The organism is Aeromonas sp. HMWF017 (genome assembly GCF_003061465.1).
Taxonomy (GTDB): Bacteria; Pseudomonadota; Gammaproteobacteria; order Enterobacterales; family Aeromonadaceae; genus Aeromonas; species Aeromonas veronii.
Window position 1 is genome coordinate 1 of the sequence record NZ_QAJD01000098.1, and the last position, 18632, is coordinate 18632.

Sequence of the window (18632 nt, forward strand, 5' to 3'; positions counted from 1 at the left end):
CGGAATTCTGGGCCACAGCCTCGGTGCCGACGGCGCTGGTAGCATCCAGTGGCTGACCAGTGGCGCACCGGGCGGTTACACCTATGAAGCAGGGTCTGGTGGTTCACTGCTGGTCAAACAGGCTGGCGTGACCGTGCTGACGGTGACGCTGAACAGCGCCACGGGTGCCTACAGCGTGACGCAGAATGCGCCGATCAAGCATGCCGACGGTAATGACGAGAATAACGCCACCTTCACGCTGAGCTACCGTGTTACCGATGCCGACAAAGACAGCGTGGATGGCAGCCTGACCATCAACGTCGACGACGACATCCCGACGGTCAGCGCTAACGCAGCAGTACAACTGGACGATGATGCCCTGGCGGGCGGCATAGCTGGCGGCACGGGCGACGACCCGAACGCGGTCAACGTCAGCGGAATTCTGGGCCACAGCTTCGGTGCCGACGGCGCTGGTAGCATCCAGTGGCTGACCAGTGGCGCACCGGGCGGTTACACCTATGAAGCGGGGTCTGGTGGTTCACTGCTGGTCAAACAGGCTGGCGTGACCGTGCTGACGGTGACGCTGAACAGCGCCACGGGTGCCTACAGCGTGACGCAGAATGCGCCGATCAAGCATGCCGACGGTAATGACGAGAATAACGCCACCTTCACGCTGAACTACCGTGTTACCGATGCCGACAAAGACAGCGTGGATGGCAGTCTGACCATCAACGTCGACGACGACATCCCGACGGTCAGCGCTAACGCAGCAGTGCAACTGGACGATGATGCCCTTGCGGGCGGCATAGCTGGCGGCACGGGCGACGACCCGAACGCGGTCAACGTCAGCGGAATTCTGGGCCACAGCCTCGGTGCCGACGGCGCTGGTAGCATCCAGTGGCTGACCAGTGGCGCACCGGGCGGTTACACCTATGAAGCGGGGTCTGGTGGTTCACTGCTGGTCAAACAGGCTGGCGTGACCGTGCTGACGGTGACGCTGAACAGCGCCACGGGTGCCTACAGCGTGACGCAGAATGCGCCGATCAAGCATGCCGACGGTAATGACGAGAATAACGCCACCTTCACGCTGAACTACCGTGTTACCGATGCCGACAAAGACAGCGTGGATGGCAGCCTGACCATCAACGTCGACGACGACATCCCGACGGCGAATGCAGTAACCAACTCGGGTCAGGCCACTCAGGTGCAAAATACCAACCTGATGTTGATCCTCGATATTTCCGGCAGTATGGGTGATCCATCGGGCTATCAAGGCATGACCCGGATGCAGGTGATGCAAAAATCTGCCTTGGAGTTGCTCGACAAGTACAGTGCCTATGGCACCGTTATGGTCAATATCATCACATTTGCATCCTCTGCTACTAACCCAACCAGTATCTGGGTCAATGTGGATGTGGCCAAGTCGACCATATTGGGGCTGCAACCATCAGGTGGTACTAACTATGACGATGCTCTAAATGAGGCGATCAAGGCCTTTGGCGATACAGGCAGGCAGACTAATGCACAAAATGTCTCCTATTTCATGTCAGATGGTCAGCCCACTGCGAATGCATTGAGTGGCTCAGCCGCTTCTGTCCCGGATGGCAATAACGCCCTTGGTGGTGGCAATGGCATAGATGGTGACGGCCCAACACTGAGTGGAGAAACCAAAGATTGGGCTGATTTCCTTACAGCGAACAATATCAACTCGTTTGCGCTAGGGATGGGCTCAGGCTCTACACAGTCTGCACTTGACCCTATCGCTTACAATGGCGTCAGTGGCGCCAGCCCGGCGAATACAACCGCTGTGGTTGTGACTGATTTCAGCCAATTGGCCGCTACGCTTTTGAGTACTGTTATTGCGCCACCGCTGGCGGGTCAAATGATCAACGGCATAGTGGCCAGTGCCGGGGCGGATGGTGGCTGGCTCAGCTCCATTACTGTGGGGGGGGTAACCTATACCTACAACCAGAACACGGATACATCGGGTGTTTCTGGCGGTACGTCGGTTGGGTCCTTTGATCAATCAACAAACGAATGGACGATTGCGCTGGCTGGCGGCACCCTCAAGGTAGATATGGACAACGGGGCGTATACCTATACTCCGCCGTCTTCTATACCGGCAGGGGGCATAAACCAGGTCGTGGGCTATGGCATTACCGATAAGGACGGGGACACAGCGTCCAGCACTCTGGCCATCGTGATCAAGCCAGCGGTTGGTCCGACGGTGGTACGCGATGATTTCATCATCACCAACCAGGACCCTGCAACCGTTCCGGATTGGGCGTTGCTTGTCAATGATACCGGGCCGCTGGCTGCGACCCAGATTATTACGGGCGTCTCTGGGGCCGTTGGTGGGACAGTGACAGATAACGCGGGTTCGGTGACGTTCGATGATACCTCTGGCAGCGCAACCCCCAGTAGCTACGAAGGGTCATTCAACTACACCAATAGCTCGACCACAGATACGGCCAAGGTCTTCGTGGATGTTCAAAGCGGGGCAACGCTCACAGGAGGATATCTGGACGAGATCCTCATCGGCGGGACGGGGGCGGATACGCTCAACGGCAATGCTGGAAATGATATTCTGCTGGGCGGTGCCGGTAACGACGCTTTGAATGGTGGCGAGGGTAACGACATTCTTGTTGGCGGTGCAGGCAACGATACCTTGAACGGTGGTGCTGGCAACGACACGGCCAGTTACATCGATAGTACGGCCGGTGTCACTGTTAAGGTCAATGGTAATAATCAGGCGACCGGTGGTGCGGGTACTGACAGTCTGAGCAATATGGAAAATCTGGTGGGTTCCATGTTCAACGACAGTCTGACGGGGGATGGCAATGCCAACGTACTGAGCGGTTTGGTTGGAAGCGACATCTTGAGCGGTGGTGGCGGCGATGACTTGCTCCTTGGTGGTGCTGATGGCGACACCCTGACAGGTGGAGGCGGTAAAGACACCTTTAAGTGGGGGGCGGGTGATATCGGTGGTGTGGATGTCATCAAAGACTTCACCACCGGCACTGGCGGAGATGTACTGGATATAAGCGAGCTACTCACTGGCGAACATGCCAACTCTGGTTCGCTTGATGCGTACCTCAATTTCAGTAGTGATGGGCCAGGCACAAACAAATCAACATTGACTATTGATTTGGATGGTACGAATGGAGGAACCACCCACGTCATAAAATTTGACAGTATTGACTTGACGACTCTGGGTAACAGTGACTTGCAGATTATTCAGAAGTTGCTGGATGACGGTAACTTGAAGGTTGATCCGTAACCTTGTCTTGGGGCCGGGCTTGCCTGGCCCCTGTTTTTTCCTCAAGGGGATGGATAAGATAGCGGCAGTAGAGGAGAGGGGTAATCATGCAGTCATTCAACTGGGTCGACATTGATGGCATCCGTTATAGCTGGGATGGGCAGGGGAACATTACCTGCGCAGGCCAGTTTGGCTATCAGGCCTCGATCGCGGGGGATCGGCTGGATGGGATGGAGATTGAGAATGAGGCCGGTGATGTAGCGGGCTCGCTCTATGTTGACTTCGCTATGGCCTCTATCACTTATGTGCCGGTCATGGATACCGAGTCTGCCCATAACATGATTCTGGTTGGCCATCATCAGGGGCAGCAGGAGTATCCTCTGGCCAGTTTTCACTCTCCGTTGTTGCAAGATTTGCTAGGACCATCTGATGCCATCCCTTGGTCTGCGATGGAGGAGGATAGTGGTGGCACCAATATCGGACAGGCGGTGCAAGGACACGTTCTGTCGTGGGACTCGTTCCATTTCGATGATGAGGTGTTGGTCTGTGGCGCGGCTCCTGCGCTGGATATGGCAAACCAGAGCCAGGATCCCGGCAGCATGGTCACCATTAGTCTCGATCTGACCAATCAGATACTGGATCAGATCCCCCCCTTGCACGATATATAAATCCCGTAGCTGCACGGGCATAATGGCCTCAATCTTTCCGATTGAGGTTTTTTTCTATGTGGCGTCCCCTCCTTACTCTTTCCGCTCTGGTTGTTAGTGCTCCGCTGCTGGCGATTGAAGTGCCGCAAGCACCCCATCTGGTGGTGAGCGGTTATGCCGAGCAGAAGACCGAACCCGATATGCTCACCCTCAATGTGGCGGTGAGTGCACTCGATAAGCAAGGCCTCAAGGCCAAGCAGCAGGTCGATACCAAGGTCGCAGCCTTTTTCAGCCAACTGGAAGGGTTGGGGATCAAGCGCAGCGATGTTGAGGCTGGCAACCTGATGGTCTCGCCGGAATATCAGTATGGCGAGAACAAGAAGCCGGTATTGTTGGGATACCGTGCCCAACGGCAATTGGCGGTCAAACTCTATCAACTGGATAAATTGAGCCCCCTGATGGATACCGCCCTCAAAGCCGGGCTGGAGTCCGTATCCCAGATTGAGTACGGGTTGAAATCGCCGCAAGTAATTAAGGAACAGGCCCGTTTGAATGCCGTTGAGGATGCCAAAACCAAGGCTGAATCTCTGGCCAAGGCGTTCGGGATGAAGCTTGGCAAGGTCTACAGTGTGGAGTACCGCAATGCTTCGCCCATTACCGCCTACAGCCGCAACCTGAAAGTGGTGCAGGCCATGGCGATGGCTGCACCTGCGGCGGATATGGCGGACAACAGCTATCAACAACAGCAGATCACGGTAAGTGATAATATCGAGGCTGTTTTCTTGCTGGAGTGATGCCTGTCGTTTAAGTCCAGTCATGAACAACCCCGCCATTTGCTGCGGGGTTTTTATTGCGCATTGATGCAGATATAAAAAAGCCGACGCTCGTGTTTACTTCATCGGGCGTCGGCTTTTTGTTGCGCTGGGTTTATCAGACAGTCACAGCGTCAACCTTGGTCGCTTCAGGAGCCGGGTTGCGGATGAGGTAATCAAACGCACCCAGTGCGGCGGTGGCGCCAGCACCCATGGAGATGATGATCTGCTTGAACGGTACCGTGGTGGCATCCCCTGCGGCGTAGACGCCGGGCAGTGAGGTCGCCCCTTTGGTATCGATCTCGATCTCGCCAAAGCGGGTCAGGGCTATCTCGCTCCCTTTCAGGAATTCGGTGTTCGGTACCAGACCGATCTGGACGAAGATACCCGCCACCGCCAGGTGTTTGATCTCACCTGTGGTGCGATCTTCGTAGTCCATACCGACCACCTTGCTGCCATCACCGATCACTTCGGTGGTGCGCGCGCTCATGATGATGTCGATATTGCTCATGGAGCGAGCCTTCTTCTGCAGCACTTCATCGGCACGCAGGGTGTCGGCGAACTCCACCACAGTCACATGCTCGACGATGCCAGCCAAGTCGATCGCTGCCTCGATGCCGGAGTTACCGCCACCGATCACAGCTACTCGCTTGCCCTTGAAGAAGGGGCCATCGCAGTGCGGGCAGTAGGCCACGCCCTTGGTGCGGTACTCAAGCTCGCCCGGCACGTTCAGGTCACGCCAGCGCGCACCGGTAGCCAGGATCACGGCACGGCTCTTCAAGGTGGCGCCAGAGGCGAGATCCACGTTCACATATCCATCTTTGCTGATGGCGGCGGCGCGCTGCTCGGTGATCACTTCAACGCCGTACTCTTTGACGTGCTGCTCCAAGCTGGCGGCCAGCTTAGGGCCTTCGGTGTAGGGCACGGAGATAAAGTTCTCGATGCCGACGGTGTCCATCACCTGACCACCGAAACGCTCGGCAACGATGGCGGTACGAATGCCTTTACGGGCGGCATAGATGGCCGCAGCGGCGCCAGCCGGGCCACCGCCTACGACCAGCACGTCGTAGGGATCTTTCTCATTCAGCTCGGCGGCTTTGCGCTCGGCGGCACCTGTATCGAGTTTGGCGACGATCTCTTCCAGCGAGATGCGCCCCTGGCTGAACGGTTGGCCGTTCAGGTAGACATTCGGTACCGCCATGATTTGACGCTCGGCAACCTCTTCTTGGAACAGGGCGCCGTCGATCATGGTGTGAGTGATGCCGGGGTTCAGGGTCGCCATCAGGTTGAGGGCCTGTACTACGTCCGGGCAGTTGTGGCAGGAGAGGGAGATATAGGTCTCGAAGTGGAACTCACCCTTGAGATTGCGGATCTGCTCCTGCACGGCCGCGTCGGCCTTGGAGGGGTGGCCGCCGCTTTGCAGCAGGGCGAGCACCAGAGAGGTAAATTCATGACCCATGGGGATGCCGGCAAAGTGAACGCGCGGGGCTTGGCCCTGCGGCGCGACACTCATGGAAGGCTTGCGAGCGGCAGTGCCAGAGGTCTGGGTGATCTTGGGGGACATCTCGGCGATCTCGCTGGCCAGTGCCAGCAGCTCTGCAGATTTGTCGCTGTCGTTGCCGGACACGCTGATCTCGATGGGATTGACGATGTACTGCAGATAGGTGTTCAGCTGTTGTTTGAGGTTGGTATCCAACATGGTCGAATTCCTTCTTGTAATGGCGAGTTGGCATTAAATGTGAGTCGGTCTGCTTTCAGGCCTATTTGGCAATGCCGGAAAGCAGACCGGCCCTTATGCGGGCCGGTCTTGGAAGCGGGAGGCTTAGATCTTGCCTACCAAGTCCAGGGACGGGGCCAGAGTGGCTTCGCCTTCTTTCCATTTAGCCGGGCATACTTCACCCGGGTGGGAGGCAACGTACTGGGCGGCTTTGACTTTGCGCAGCAGTTCCAGCGCGTCACGGCCGATGCCGCCAGCGTTGATCTCGACGATCTGGATGATGCCCTGCGGGTCAATCACGAAGGTACCGCGGTCAGCCAGACCAGCTTCTTCGATCATCACGCCGAAGTTGCGGGTGATGGTACCAGTCGGGTCACCAATCATCGGGTACTGGATCTTCTGAATGGTGTCAGAGGTGTCGTGCCATGCTTTGTGAGTGAAGTGGGTATCGGTAGAGACAGAGTAGATCTCGACACCCAGTTTCTGGAATTCAGCGTAATTGTCAGCCAGGTCGCCCAGCTCGGTCGGGCAAACGAAGGTGAAGTCAGCCGGGTAGAAGAAGACCACGGACCACTTGCCTTTCAGGTCTGCGTCAGACACCTGAACGAATTTGCCATTGTGGTAGGCGGTAGCATTGAACGGCTTGATTTCAGTGTTGATGTAGGTAGACATGTAATTGCTCCTTGGTGATGTACATATGCCGGTCTGGTGTTGAAGAGTCTTGCCAGACGAGGCGCTTAACTTTCGATGGATTCATAATAGGGGCTTCCGTTAATCGATAAAAGCCGCAATTTTGAATCGCTTAAATCTACTTATTAGATAGCTCACTATGGCTGTACCTAACATGAATATCTCTGGCCTACTGAGATAACTCCTTGTCGTGGTTCAATATCTGTGCGCTACATCGCCTTTTCAAGGCATGAGAAGAGGTGTGTAGAGCCACGATAACGCGATGAGATAAACGGTTGTGCAAACATATGGTGCAAATAGGTGGCGCAGGAGGTTGAGGCCGCTGCTCGCAGCGATGGAGATGTGCTGACAAGAGGGAGAGCAGCAAACGCGGATAAAAAAATCCCGGCGCTATCGCAACGACAGGGCCGGGTCATCAAACAAGGAATGGCTATATAAACAAATGCTTTACAGCAAAGACTAACTACGGGGTGTGCAAACTTGCAGACATATGAGAGGAAGATAATGGGTGCACAATCCCTCGTCTCCCCCTCGGCAACTATTGCATGAGAGGGATGATAGTGTGACGCAGATCACAAGGCAAGCATTTGGTGTAATTTTTCAGTCAAAATGAAAGTGTTTCATCATTTCAGCTTATTTTGACGGCTGAAAACGCTTTTATTGTAATTTAATTACATCTAGATCTGTCAAAAATCGGTAGGTGGTTCCTGCTCTTCCATCAATTCCAGCAGGTTGATGGCCACGGCAATAAAGTCCGACTCGGTGACAATGCCGATCAGCTTGCGTCCTTTGAGTACCGGCAGGCAGCCATATCTGTGCCGCTGCAGGTAAAGTGCCGCCTCCTTGATGCCGGCGTGAGGATCTACGCTCGCCACTTGCCGTGTCATGATCTCGTCGAGTTGCACGCTGTCGGTAAATTCGGCTTCCCGCTCCGGGCTGATGAGCAGCAGCTTGGATTCCCGGGTGGCCAGGATATCGGTGAGGGTTACCAACCCCAGCAGGTGATGTTGCTCGTCGACGATGGGAATGTGGCGGATCCGCTCCTGCTGCATCAGGTCCATCGCCTGTTTGACACTGTTTGACGGACCCAGAGTGAAGGGGTGTTCGGTCATGATTTCGGATAGGGTCATCATGGTGGGCCTCCTTGTGTATCTGCTTTCACCCTAGCCCAGCCCCAACTGGCAAAACATGATCAGGGTCAATACAGAACATTAAAGAATCATTAACCGGATGTGTGTCTCAATATTGCTCGCTACCCCTTGTCTCTCTTGGGTTTTTGGTCTTTTGGGTTGCCTTGGAAGATGGGGATAACTAGACTAGCCGCCGATTCCCCCCGAGGTGAAAGATGCAAGTATCCGATTTTCATTTTGATCTGCCAGACGAGCTGATTGCCCGCTATCCGATGGCAGAGCGTACCGCCAGCCGCCTGTTGCAGCTCGATGGTCAGACTGGCGCCCTGCGCCACGGTCAATTTGTGGATGTGCTGGATCAGCTCAATCCGGGTGACCTACTGGTATTCAATAACACCCGTGTCATTCCGGCACGCATGTTTGGCCAGAAGGCCAGCGGCGGCAAGCTGGAGGTACTGGTCGAGCGCATTCTGGACGAGCACAGCGTGCTGGCCCATGTCCGTGCCTCCAAGGCGCCCAAGCCCGGCACCCGGATGATCATGGATGGCGGCGTTGAAGCCGAGATGCGCGCCCGCCACGACGCTCTGTTCGAGATCCACTTCCTCGACCCGCGTCCGGTGCTGGAGATTTTGGAGGCCATCGGCCACATGCCGCTGCCCCCCTATATCGACCGTCCCGACGAGGATGCCGACAAGGAGCGCTACCAGACCGTTTACAATCAGAAACCGGGCGCCGTCGCCGCGCCGACCGCCGGTCTGCACTTTGATGAGCCGCTGCTTGAGAAAATTCGGGCCAAAGGGGTTGAAACGGCCTTCGTCACCCTGCATGTAGGGGCGGGGACCTTCCAGCCGGTGCGGGTTGAGAAGATTGAAGATCACCATATGCACTCCGAGTATGCGGAAGTGCCGCAAGAGGTGGTGGATGCCATCGCGGCCACCCGTGCCCGTGGTGGTCGGGTGATTGCGGTGGGGACCACGTCGGTCCGTTCGCTGGAGAGTGCGGCCAAGGTCACCCTGGCGCAGGGCAAACCGCTGGCGCCCTTCTTTAGTGACACCGATATCTTCATTTTCCCTGGTTACCAGTTCCAGATTGTCGATGCCATGGTCACCAACTTCCATCTGCCGGAGTCGACCCTGATCATGCTGGTCAGCGCCTTTGCCGGTTATGACCACGTGATGGCGGCCTATCAGGCAGCCGTGGCCGGGCAGTACCGTTTCTTCAGCTACGGGGACGCCATGTTCGTCACCCGTCGCCAGGTTGAAGCATAAGCTTCAGCTTATTTACCGGGCCGTGAGCGGCCCTCCTATTGTCAGACTGTTTATCTGACGCAGCCGAGGTAGCAATGAAATTTGAACTGAAAACCACCGACGGCCGTGCCCGTCGCGGTCAACTGGTCTTCGAACGTGGTGTGGTACAAACGCCGGCCTTTATGCCGGTCGGGACCTACGGCACCGTCAAGGGGATGACCCCGGAAGAAGTGCGTGAAACCGGCGCCCAGATCCTGCTGGGTAACACCTTCCACCTCTGGCTGCGTCCGGGTCAGGAAGTGATGCGTGCCCACGGCGATCTGCATGACTTCATGAACTGGCAGGGCCCGATCCTGACCGACTCCGGTGGTTTCCAGGTGTTCAGCCTGGGCCATATTCGCAAGATCACCGAAGCGGGCGTCCACTTCCGTCACCCCATCAATGGCGAGAAGATCTTCCTCGACCCCGAGAAGTCCATGGAGATCCAGTACGATCTGGGCTCCGACATCGTGATGATCTTCGACGAGTGCACCCCGTACCCGGCCACTTATGAAGAAGCGCGCAAGTCCATGGAGATGTCCCTGCGCTGGGGCAAGCGTTCCCGCGACAAGTTTGATGCGCTGGGCAACAAGAACGCCCTGTTCGGCATCATTCAGGGCTCGGTCTACGAAGATCTGCGGGATGTCTCCCTCAAGGGGCTGCTGGAGATCGGTTTCGACGGTTATGCGGTCGGCGGTCTGGCCGTGGGTGAACCCAAAGAGGACATGCACCGCATCCTCGAGCACGTCTGCCCGAAAATTCCGGCTGACAAGCCGCGCTACCTGATGGGTGTCGGCAAGCCGGAAGATCTGGTGGAAGGGGTGCGCCGTGGTATCGACATGTTCGACTGCGTCATGCCGACCCGCAACGCCCGCAACGGCCACCTGTTCACCACCGATGGCGTGGTGAAGATCCGCAACGCCCAGCACCGCAACGACACCAGCACCCTGGATGCCGAGTGCGATTGCTATACCTGCAAGAACTACAGCCGCAGCTACCTGCACCATCTGGACAAGTGCAACGAGATCCTCGGTGCCCGTCTGAATACGATTCATAACCTGCGTTACTACCAGCGTGTGATGCAGGGTTTGCGGGACGCGATCGAGCAGGGTAAATTAGACGACTTTGTAACAGAGTTTTACCGTCGGCAAGGGAAGCCTGTGCCTCCGTTAGCTGAAAATGACGTTAAATAACAACAACATATAATTTTGTTTTTTTTAAATCTACATCAATAAGAGGTTGTTAAATGAGCATTATCTCCAAGGCGTATGCAGAAGGCGCAGCACCGGGTGCACAGGGTGGTGGTATGGAAATGATCATCATGCTGGCCGTATTCGGCCTGATCTTCTACTTCATGATCTATCGTCCCCAGGCCAAGCGTGCCAAGGATCACCGCAATCTGATGAGCTCCTTGTCCAAGGGTGATGAAGTGCTCACTTCCGGTGGCCTGGTTGGCAAAATTGCCAAAGTGGCTGCAGACAGCGATTACCTGGTGATCGCCCTGAACGACCAGACTCAAGTCACCATCAAAAAGGACTTCGTCTCTGCCGTTCTGCCCAAGGGTTCTATCCAGTCCCTTTAATCTCCCAAGGAGCACAGCGTGTTGAATCGCTATCCGCTGTGGAAATACCTGATGGTGATCCTGGTGATCGCCATCGGTTTTCTATATGCAGCCCCCAATCTTTACGGCGAAGATCCGGCTTTGCAGGTATCTGCCAGCCGTGGTGCCGAAGTCAAGCTAGATACTCTTGATCTGGTGAAAGAGACCCTTGAAGCGGCCAAGATCCCGGTCAAACATGCTGCATTCGAGCACGGTTTTATCCTGATCCGTTTCAAGAACACCGAAGACCAGCTGAAGGCGCGCGATATCGTTGCCAACAAGCTGGGCGACAACTTCATTACCGCACTCAACCTGGCACCTTCCACTCCCGCCTGGCTCGAAGCCATCGGTGCGGCGCCTCTGAAGCTGGGTCTTGATCTGCGCGGTGGTGTGCACTTCCTGATGGAAGTGGACATGGCCGAAGCACTGACCAAGCAGCAAGAGCAGATGGTGCAGGATTTCCGCTCCGAGCTGCGCACCCAGAAGATCCGTTACTCCGGCGTGCGCCGGGTCGGTGATCAGGTGCAGGTGATCTTCCGTGACGAAGCCGATCAGGAACGCGCCGTTTCTCATCTGCGTCGTCAGAACCCTGATTTGACCTTCACTACCGAGCAGAAAGGGGATGAGTTCATCCTGCTGGCTGGTCTGAGCGAAGCCAAGATCAAGGAAGTGAAGAAGTACGCCCTCGAGCAGAACATCACCATCATCCGTAACCGGGTCAACGAACTGGGCGTGGCCGAGCCGCTGGTACAACAGCAAGGCGCCGAGCGCATTGTCGTTGAACTGCCCGGTATTCAGGATACCGCCCGCGCCAAGGAGATCCTGGGTGCAACCGCGACCCTGGAATTCCACATGGTCGATGAGACTGCCGACATCCAGGCTGCGGCCGACGGCCGTGTCCCGCCCAGCTCCAAGGTCTACAACGATCGCAATGGTCGTCCCGTGGTGCTGCAAAAGCGGGTGATCCTGACCGGTGACCACATCGTGGGTGCCCAGTCCGGTTTCGACGAGTACAGCCGTCCCCAGGTCAACATCAAGCTGGATGGCCAGGGTGGCAACAAGATGGCCAACTTTACCAAGGATAACGTCGGTAAAGGGATGGCGACCGTCTTCATCGAGTACAAGCCGGTCGGTCAACCGGGTCCGGATGGCAAGCGCAAGTTCCGCAAGCAGGAGGAGGTGATCAACGTCGCCACCATCCAGTCGCGTCTTGGCAGCCAGTTCCGTATCACAGGTATCGACAACGCCAACGAAGCCCACAACCTGGCGCTGCTGCTGCGTGCCGGTGCCCTGATCGCCCCGATCCAGATCGTGGAAGAGCGCACCATTGGCCCGAGCCTGGGTCAACAGAACATCGACAGCGGTATGGAAGCCATCGGCTGGGCCATGCTGGTGATCGTGCTGTTCATGGGGATCTACTACCGCGCGTTCGGCTGGGTTGCCAACCTGGCGCTCTGTATGAACCTGGTGTTGATTGTCGGCATCATGTCGATGATCCCTGGTGCCACCATGACCCTGCCGGGTATCGCCGGTATCGTCCTGACGCTGGGTATGGCGGTGGATGCCAACGTACTGATCTACGAGCGTATTCGTGAAGAGATCCGCAACGGTCGTGGTGTTCAGCAAGCAATCCATCTGGGCTTTGATCGAGCATTCTCCACCATCGCCGACTCCAACGTGACCTCGCTGATCACCTGTGTGATCCTTTTCGGTATCGGTACTGGCGCCATCAAGGGCTTTGCTCTGACGCTGGGCATTGGTCTGACCGCCTCCATGTTTACTGCCATCACAGTTTCCCGTGCCATTATCAACCTGGCTTGGGGTGGACGGCGTATCGACAAGCTGCCCATCTGAGGATAGAGAGATGTTTCAGATTCTACATTTTGAAAAACCGATCCCGTTTATGCGCTATGCCAAGCCGGGTGTGGTTTTCTCTTCCGTGCTGATGGTGGTAGCCCTGTTCTTCCTGTTTGATCGGGGTCTGAACTGGGGTCTGGACTTTACCGGTGGTACCACCATCGAGGTGGGGTTCCAGCAGTCGGTGAGCCTGGACAAGATCCATGACGCTCTGGAAGAGCAGAAGATTGAAGGGGCAACCCTGCAACACTTTGGCTCCAGCCGTGACGTGCTGTTCCGCCTGACGCCGAAAGAGGGGGTCAAGGTAGAACAACAGGGTAACGAAGTACTGGCGGCGGCCAAGCAGCTCGACGAGGGCGCTGTGCTCAAACGCGTCGAGTTCGTCGGCCCTTCCGTGGGTGATGAACTGGCGACAGACGGTGCGCTGGCCATGCTGGCCTCCATCCTCTGTATCCTGGCCTACGTGGCAGTGCGTTTCGAATGGCGTCTGGCGCTGGGGGGCATTCTCTCCCTGGTGCACGACGTGGTGATCACGCTGGGTGTCTTTGCCTACTTCCAGTACGAGTTCGACCTGACTGTACTGGCGGCACTGATGACCCTGGTGGGTTACTCCCTGAACGATACTATCGTGGTGTTCGACCGCTTGCGGGAGAACTTCCGCAAGGTGCGTAAAGGGGATACCGAGTACATTCTGGATCTCTCCATGACCGAGACCCTGAGTCGTACCATCATCACCTCCGGCCTTACCTTTATCGTGGTGCTGGCGCTGCTGCTCAAGGGCGGTGCGCTGATCCACGGTTTTGCCGTGGCCATGGTGATCGGTGTGGCGTTCGGTACCTACTCCTCCATCTATGTGGCGAGTGCGTTTGCCATGTTCCTAGGCGTCAAGCGCGAGCACATGCTGCCAACCCAGGTAGAGAAAGAGGGTGCGGACCAACAGGAAATCCTGCCGTAACAGTGAAGAGCGCCTCATGGCGCTCTTTTCTTATCTCTGCGTGTCGTTTGCTGACGCACATGATTTAAACAACAGGAGTTTGTCATGCATCACAATCCCCGTTTTTTGGCGCTGGTTGACGGGATCCGCTCCCGCATCACCGAAACCGATGTTCACCAGATCAAGCGCTGGCAGGACGAAGGGCGCACGTTTCACCTGATCGACGTGCGGGAAGAGAGCGAGTGGGCCAGGGGGCATCTGCCCGGAGCCCGATACCTGGGTCGTGGCGTGATTGAGCGGGATCTCGAGACCCAGTTCCCGGATCTCGAGACCGAGCTCTACCTCTATTGTGGTGGTGGTTTTCGCTCCATTCTGGCGGCGGACAACCTGCAACAGATGGGTTATCGCAAGGTGATCAGCGTCGACGGCGGGTTTCGCGGTTGGTGCGATGCCGGATACCCTGTCGAATCCTGATTTATTTGAGGTAGAGGGGCACAGCTACATGACAAAGCGGCAGTTGACCTTTACCATATGCGGGGTCAAGCGTAAGCGTCGGAGTGTTCATTGAACGTCAGGAAAGGGATTGGATACCTCCTCGGTATCCTGTTGTTGCTTCCCATGTGGGGTTGCAGCAGTAGCAGTCAGGTTAACACCCCCAAGGTTCCCAAGCCGCAGCCTGCCTCACTGGTGTTGGCGACCCCCCTGCAGGTCTCCTACCAGAGTGAGCTGGCGCTCGCCCGACTCGGGCAGATGCTCAGTGAAATGGAACTGACCACCGAGCAACGGGCAGAGTTGTTCTATGAGCGTGCCGTGGTGTTTGATCGGGTTGGTCTGCGTTCCCTCGCGCGGCTCGATTTCAACCGTGCCCTGCGGGAGAAACCGGATTTCGCCGAGGCCTACAACTTCATCGGCGTCTATCTGGTACAGCAGCAGAATTACGACGAAGCCTATGATGCCTTCGATTCCGCCCTCGAACTGGCGCCGGACTATGACTATGCCTATCTCAACCGTGGCATCGCCCTCTATTACGGCAACCGTCCCGAACTGGCCGCGGCCGATATGAAGCGTTTCTACGAGGCGCAGCCGGAAGACCCCTATCGGGTGATCTGGCTCTATCTGGCCGAGCAGAAACTCGACCCGTCGGCCGCCATGAGCCGGATGCGCGAGCGTCTCAACAAGTACGATGACGACGCCTGGAACTGGGATCTGGTTCGCCTCTATACCGGCGAGATCAACGCTTCCCAGCTGATGGGCAACGTGGTGAAAGGGGTGAAGGATAACCGGGAGCTTGCCGAGCGCCTGTGTGAAACCTACTTCTATCTGGGCAAGTTCGAGTTGGGCAAAGGCAACCGCAAGGAAGCCATCAGCTACTTCAAGCTGGCCTTATCCAACAACGTCTATGACTTTATCGAGCACCGCTATGCGCTGCTGGAGCTGGAGTTGATGGCGCGCAAACCCTTGCCGCCAGGTGCCCAGAGCGCTCGTAACAAGGGGGATCAGCCCTCCTGATCCACTGCCAGATAGTGGTAAAAAAGGCCTCGCGATGAGGCCTTTTTGTTGGGCGAATGGCGGGTTTACTCCACCAGGCTCATACCGGGGATCTGGCGCCAGTAGCCGTTGCAGTCGCTTCCTTGCTGCAAGGGGAGGGGAGCCTGGCCCTGCCGGTTGGCTTTGAAGCGGGCCAGCATCTCCAGCGTCTCCATCCCTTGCGGCGAAAGCCTGACCACATCTACCAGACCTTCCATACCAGCCAGCTCGTTACCCAGGTTGTAGCAGTAACCGGACTGGGTCTGGATCCCGTTGAGATTGAACACCCGTTGCCCCTCGCGGCTGTTGGCCAGTCGTCCGGTGGGGTAGTTGATGCAGGCGAGCTCGCAGTTGTCCTTGGGCTTGTCGAGGGATCGGGCGGTGAAGCAGCGCGCCGAGTAGGCGAGCGGCAGATGGCCGTAGGCAAACACCTCCACCTCAAATTGGTCGCGCAGGGGGCCCAGATCCTGATTGAGCTGGATCAGCCAGTCACGGGAGAGCTCCACCGGCATGACCCAGCGTTTCATCCCCTGTTTGAGCAGCATGCGCAGCACATCGGCGTTATAGGCGTTGATGGCGGGGCCACAGACGAAGGGGATCCCTGCCTCCCAGGCGAGTTGCACCGTACCGAGATCGTTGGCTTCGACCATTAGATCGCCATTGTCGACCAGCCGCTTCACCTCCTTGAGCTCGGAAGGGGCGGAGATAAGGGCGAGGGTCGAGAGCACCACCTGCTTGCCGGAGTTGGCAACCTGACGGGCCAGTGCAATCCAGTCATCGACTTTGAGTTCGCGCCGCTTGCTGCAGACGGTCTCCCCCAGATAGATGATGTCGGCCTGACTGTCGGCGGCGGCATGGTAAAAGGCTTCGGTATCGGCTTTGGGCCAGTAGAAGAGCAGAGGCCCGAGAGAAAATTGCATGGGTGGACTCCTTATTGCCACTGACGATGGTAGGCGCCGAGGGTAGTCTGGCTACCTTCGGAGACACGGGCGAGCTGGGCATCCCACTCAGCTTTGACCTGATAGGCCTCGGGATTGGCCTGATAGGCATCGATAGCCGCACGCCACACCCGGGTCACTTGCTCCACATAGGCGGGGCTGCGTTGGCGCCCTTCAATCTTGACCGACTGGATCCCGGTCTTGAACAGCTCGGGCAAGAGACCCAGGGTATTGAGACTGGTGGGCTCTTCCAGCGCGTGGTAGGTCTGGCCATCCACGTCGAAACGCCCCTTGCACAGGGTCGGGTAACCGGCATTTTCGCCCGGGCCATAGCGGTCGATCAGCACCTCGTTGAGTCGCGACTCGAGACCATTCGGGGTCTCTTCCCAACGGACGAACTTGGCCGGTGAGCAGGCGCCGACGGTGTTGGGACTCTCGCCAGTCATGTAGGAGGAGAGATAGCAGCGCCCCTCGGCCATGATGCAGAGGCTGCCAAAGGCGAATACCTCAAGGCCAACATCGGTCTCGCGGGCCAGCTGCTTGACCTGATGCATGGAGAGCACCCGGGGCAGCACCACCCGTGTAACATTGAATTGCTGCTGATAGAAGCGAATGGCGGCGGCATTGGTGGCGCTGGCCTGCACCGAGACATGGAGTTCCATCTCGGGGTAGTGGCGGCTGGCATATTCCAGCACGGCGAGATCGGCGATGATTAACGCATCGGCGCCGAGGGCCACCCCGCGATCAACCGCCTGTTTCCATCGAGTATCGGCCCCGGGATGGGCAAAGGTATTGATGGCAATATGCAGCTTGCGACCATGTTGATGCACATAATCTACCGCCTTCTCCAGTTTGCTGTCGGTAAAGTTGAGACCGGCAAAGTGGCGGGCATTGGTGTCATCCTTGAAACCGATATAAACGGCATCGGCCCCGTTATCCACGGCGGTTTTCAGTGCCGGCAAACTGCCTGCCGGACAGAGTAGTTCCATTGGTACGCTCCGAGAGTGCATATGAAGGGCAAACGAGCCCTGATTGTATGCAGCCATGCACTCCCGCTTTTTGACCTGAGGCAGCTTTGTGTGGCTTTACCCTTCTTGAGGTAACCCTGCACAAGTTTGATTTCCAACAGGATCTTGCCACTCTCCCTGTGTTTGAATGCGCAAAAAAGGGAGTCTATCGTGTTTCAACAACTGCAACGTCGCCTGGTCGAACAGGCTCCGCGCTTCTTGCGCCATCCCCTCAAGCTGGTTCCGTTCAATCTGCAAAAGCAGCTGATGGAGAGTTTGCTGGCCCGGGTTTTCAAAGAGGCTATCGAAGATGGCGATTTCGAGTTTCTGGCAGACAAGTGGCTGAAAGTCGAAGTCTCTGATCTGGAGCTGTGCTGGTTTATCAGTGAGCAGAATGGCCAGCTGGTGGTGGCTCGCGAGTGTGACAAGGCCGATGTCTGCTTCAGCGGTACCGCCAACGACCTGATCCTCATCGCTGGTCGCAAAGAGGATCCGGACTCGCTATTTTTCCAGCGCAAGCTGAAGATAGAAGGGGATACCGAACTGGGCCTTGAGGTGAAAAACCTGATGGACAGTCTGGATCTCGATGGCTTGCCAAGCCTGATGAAGTATCCCCTGATGGATCTGGCGACGTTTATCGAACGGGCCCGCACCGAGTCAGCGCAGGCTCCGGTGCAGACGGCGCCGGGCGGGATCCCGTCTTAAGTGGACAATCACCCCATGGGCATGGCGACGATAATGGTGCCGTGCCCAGAGGCAACGACAGGCCCACAGACAGGGCACCAAGGCGATGAGTGCCGCAGGGGCGGGCAGCTGTGACATGGCCAGCCCCGCAGCCAGCCAGATGAAGGGCTGCGCTTCATACAGCCACTCCGGCTGCAGCCAGCGTTTGGTTGGAAAGATGATGAGGTCGGTGCGCCGGTAGCTGGAGCGCATCATCCAGGTGACTGCGCCGGCGATATACAAGAGTGCACCTGCAAACCAGAGTAGGGGCTGGTTACCGAGGGTGATAATGGCAGTGGCTGCCAGCAAATAGAGGCTGGGCAATTTCTCATAGATAAACGGAGGCAGCATAGCCGGATCTCTCCTGTGAACTATTCCACATATCCATTAAGTCTAGTTTTTCCTCCTCCTTGCCTCATGCCGGTTTGTTATACCAACGCCCGCTTTTGTTCTGAAATGGGATGCCTTTAACGGTGCCAAAATAGCGCTCTCTTATGTTATAATTGCGCGCCATTTTTGACTGAAG

Annotated in this window: 17 protein-coding genes; 11 read left to right on the forward strand and 6 right to left on the reverse strand. The window is 56.9% G+C overall.

Annotation, left to right across the window (positions count from 1 at the left end; all coding sequences use genetic code 11):
- The 3 genes from DBR30_RS09400 to DBR30_RS09410 form a co-directional block, all read left to right on the forward strand.
- Nucleotides 1–3259, forward strand: a 3259-nt coding sequence (locus tag DBR30_RS09400; protein WP_146181375.1) for a beta strand repeat-containing protein, incomplete at its 5' end; no start/stop codon positions are given.
- Between the two features lie 86 nt (nt 3260–3345).
- Entirely contained in the window at nt 3346–3906 is a 561-nt protein-coding gene (locus DBR30_RS09405) for a hypothetical protein (RefSeq protein ID WP_108540317.1), read from the forward strand.
- Nucleotides 3907–3962: 56 nt separating this feature from the next.
- On the forward strand, nt 3963–4679 hold the full coding sequence (locus DBR30_RS09410; protein WP_005337338.1) for an SIMPL domain-containing protein: 717 nt from the start codon (nt 3963–3965) through the stop codon (nt 4677–4679).
- Nucleotides 4680–4815: 136 nt separating this feature from the next.
- Here DBR30_RS09410 and ahpF read toward each other — a convergent pair whose 3' ends face one another.
- The 3 genes from ahpF to DBR30_RS09425 all read right to left on the reverse strand — a co-directional run bounded on the left by ahpF (nt 4816) and on the right by DBR30_RS09425 (nt 8237).
- Nucleotides 4816–6396, reverse strand: coding sequence for an alkyl hydroperoxide reductase subunit F (gene ahpF, locus DBR30_RS09415; RefSeq protein WP_101530754.1), 1581 nt, complete (start codon nt 6394–6396; stop codon nt 4816–4818).
- A 123-nt stretch (nt 6397–6519) separates the two neighbouring features.
- A complete protein-coding gene (ahpC, locus tag DBR30_RS09420) occupies nt 6520–7086 on the reverse strand; it encodes an alkyl hydroperoxide reductase subunit C (RefSeq protein WP_005337335.1) in 567 nt (188 codons plus the stop codon).
- A 704-nt stretch (nt 7087–7790) separates the two neighbouring features.
- The gene (locus tag DBR30_RS09425) at nt 7791–8237 is read right to left on the reverse strand and encodes a CBS domain-containing protein (protein ID WP_013723842.1); all 447 of its coding nucleotides are present in this window, start codon (nt 8235–8237) and stop codon (nt 7791–7793) included.
- Between the two features lie 212 nt (nt 8238–8449).
- Here DBR30_RS09425 and queA point away from each other — a divergent pair, with 212 nt between their 5' ends.
- The 7 genes from queA to nlpI all read left to right on the forward strand — a co-directional run bounded on the left by queA (nt 8450) and on the right by nlpI (nt 15420).
- A complete protein-coding gene (gene queA, locus DBR30_RS09430; RefSeq protein ID WP_100653992.1) occupies nt 8450–9502 on the forward strand; it encodes a tRNA preQ1(34) S-adenosylmethionine ribosyltransferase-isomerase QueA in 1053 nt (350 codons plus the stop codon).
- A gap of 74 nt (nt 9503–9576) precedes the next feature.
- A complete protein-coding gene (gene tgt, locus DBR30_RS09435) occupies nt 9577–10713 on the forward strand; it encodes a tRNA guanosine(34) transglycosylase Tgt (RefSeq protein ID WP_005337329.1) in 1137 nt (378 codons plus the stop codon).
- Between the two features lie 53 nt (nt 10714–10766).
- On the forward strand, nt 10767–11102 hold the full coding sequence (gene yajC / locus DBR30_RS09440; RefSeq protein ID WP_005337327.1) for a preprotein translocase subunit YajC: 336 nt from the start codon (nt 10767–10769) through the stop codon (nt 11100–11102).
- An 18-nt stretch (nt 11103–11120) separates the two neighbouring features.
- Nucleotides 11121–12974, forward strand: coding sequence for a protein translocase subunit SecD (gene secD / locus DBR30_RS09445; RefSeq protein ID WP_005337324.1), 1854 nt, complete (start codon nt 11121–11123; stop codon nt 12972–12974).
- Between the two features lie 10 nt (nt 12975–12984).
- Nucleotides 12985–13932, forward strand: coding sequence for a protein translocase subunit SecF (secF, locus tag DBR30_RS09450; RefSeq protein WP_005337322.1), 948 nt, complete (start codon nt 12985–12987; stop codon nt 13930–13932).
- 84 nt (nt 13933–14016) lie between these two features.
- Entirely contained in the window at nt 14017–14385 is a 369-nt protein-coding gene (locus tag DBR30_RS09455; protein WP_108540320.1) for a rhodanese-like domain-containing protein, read from the forward strand.
- A gap of 90 nt (nt 14386–14475) precedes the next feature.
- Nucleotides 14476–15420: a lipoprotein NlpI gene (gene nlpI / locus DBR30_RS09460; protein ID WP_005351017.1), complete on the forward strand. Its 945-nt coding sequence runs from the start codon at nt 14476–14478 to the stop codon at nt 15418–15420.
- Nucleotides 15421–15485: 65 nt separating this feature from the next.
- Here nlpI and DBR30_RS09465 read toward each other — a convergent pair whose 3' ends face one another.
- Together DBR30_RS09465 and ubiU are read right to left on the reverse strand one after the other, a co-directional pair.
- On the reverse strand, nt 15486–16358 hold the full coding sequence (locus DBR30_RS09465; protein ID WP_108540323.1) for a U32 family peptidase: 873 nt from the start codon (nt 16356–16358) through the stop codon (nt 15486–15488).
- A gap of 11 nt (nt 16359–16369) precedes the next feature.
- Complete coding sequence (ubiU, locus tag DBR30_RS09470; RefSeq protein ID WP_042080116.1) at nt 16370–17365, reverse strand: ubiquinone anaerobic biosynthesis protein UbiU; 996 nt, start codon at nt 17363–17365, stop codon at nt 16370–16372.
- 189 nt (nt 17366–17554) lie between these two features.
- Between ubiU and ubiT the strand changes: the two genes are divergently transcribed.
- Complete coding sequence (gene ubiT / locus DBR30_RS09475; RefSeq protein ID WP_005344837.1) at nt 17555–18088, forward strand: ubiquinone anaerobic biosynthesis accessory factor UbiT; 534 nt, start codon at nt 17555–17557, stop codon at nt 18086–18088.
- On the opposite strand, the gene DBR30_RS09480 is transcribed toward ubiT, so the two are convergent.
- A complete protein-coding gene (locus DBR30_RS09480; RefSeq protein ID WP_108540326.1) occupies nt 18041–18457 on the reverse strand; it encodes a hypothetical protein in 417 nt (138 codons plus the stop codon). The two genes, ubiT and DBR30_RS09480, sit on opposite strands and share 48 nt — an antisense overlap.
- Nucleotides 18458–18632 lie beyond the last annotated feature (175 nt).

What these genes read in the sequence shown, in the direction of transcription:
- DBR30_RS09405 (WP_108540317.1), top strand. Translation starts at nt 3,346, where the DNA reads ATGCAGTCATTCAACTGGGTCGACATTGATGGCATCCGTTATAGCTGG.
- DBR30_RS09410 (WP_005337338.1), top strand. Translation starts at nt 3,963, where the DNA reads ATGTGGCGTCCCCTCCTTACTCTTTCCGCTCTGGTTGTTAGTGCTCCG.
- ahpF (WP_101530754.1), bottom strand. Translation starts at nt 6,396, where the DNA reads ATGTTGGATACCAACCTCAAACAACAGCTGAACACCTATCTGCAGTAC.
- ahpC (WP_005337335.1), bottom strand. Translation starts at nt 7,086, where the DNA reads ATGTCTACCTACATCAACACTGAAATCAAGCCGTTCAATGCTACCGCC.
- DBR30_RS09425 (WP_013723842.1), bottom strand. Translation starts at nt 8,237, where the DNA reads ATGATGACCCTATCCGAAATCATGACCGAACACCCCTTCACTCTGGGT.
- queA (WP_100653992.1), top strand. Translation starts at nt 8,450, where the DNA reads ATGCAAGTATCCGATTTTCATTTTGATCTGCCAGACGAGCTGATTGCC.
- tgt (WP_005337329.1), top strand. Translation starts at nt 9,577, where the DNA reads ATGAAATTTGAACTGAAAACCACCGACGGCCGTGCCCGTCGCGGTCAA.
- yajC (WP_005337327.1), top strand. Translation starts at nt 10,767, where the DNA reads ATGAGCATTATCTCCAAGGCGTATGCAGAAGGCGCAGCACCGGGTGCA.
- secF (WP_005337322.1), top strand. Translation starts at nt 12,985, where the DNA reads ATGTTTCAGATTCTACATTTTGAAAAACCGATCCCGTTTATGCGCTAT.
- DBR30_RS09455 (WP_108540320.1), top strand. Translation starts at nt 14,017, where the DNA reads ATGCATCACAATCCCCGTTTTTTGGCGCTGGTTGACGGGATCCGCTCC.
- DBR30_RS09465 (WP_108540323.1), bottom strand. Translation starts at nt 16,358, where the DNA reads ATGCAATTTTCTCTCGGGCCTCTGCTCTTCTACTGGCCCAAAGCCGAT.
- ubiU (WP_042080116.1), bottom strand. Translation starts at nt 17,365, where the DNA reads ATGGAACTACTCTGTCCGGCAGGCAGTTTGCCGGCACTGAAAACCGCC.
- DBR30_RS09480 (WP_108540326.1), bottom strand. Translation starts at nt 18,457, where the DNA reads ATGCTGCCTCCGTTTATCTATGAGAAATTGCCCAGCCTCTATTTGCTG.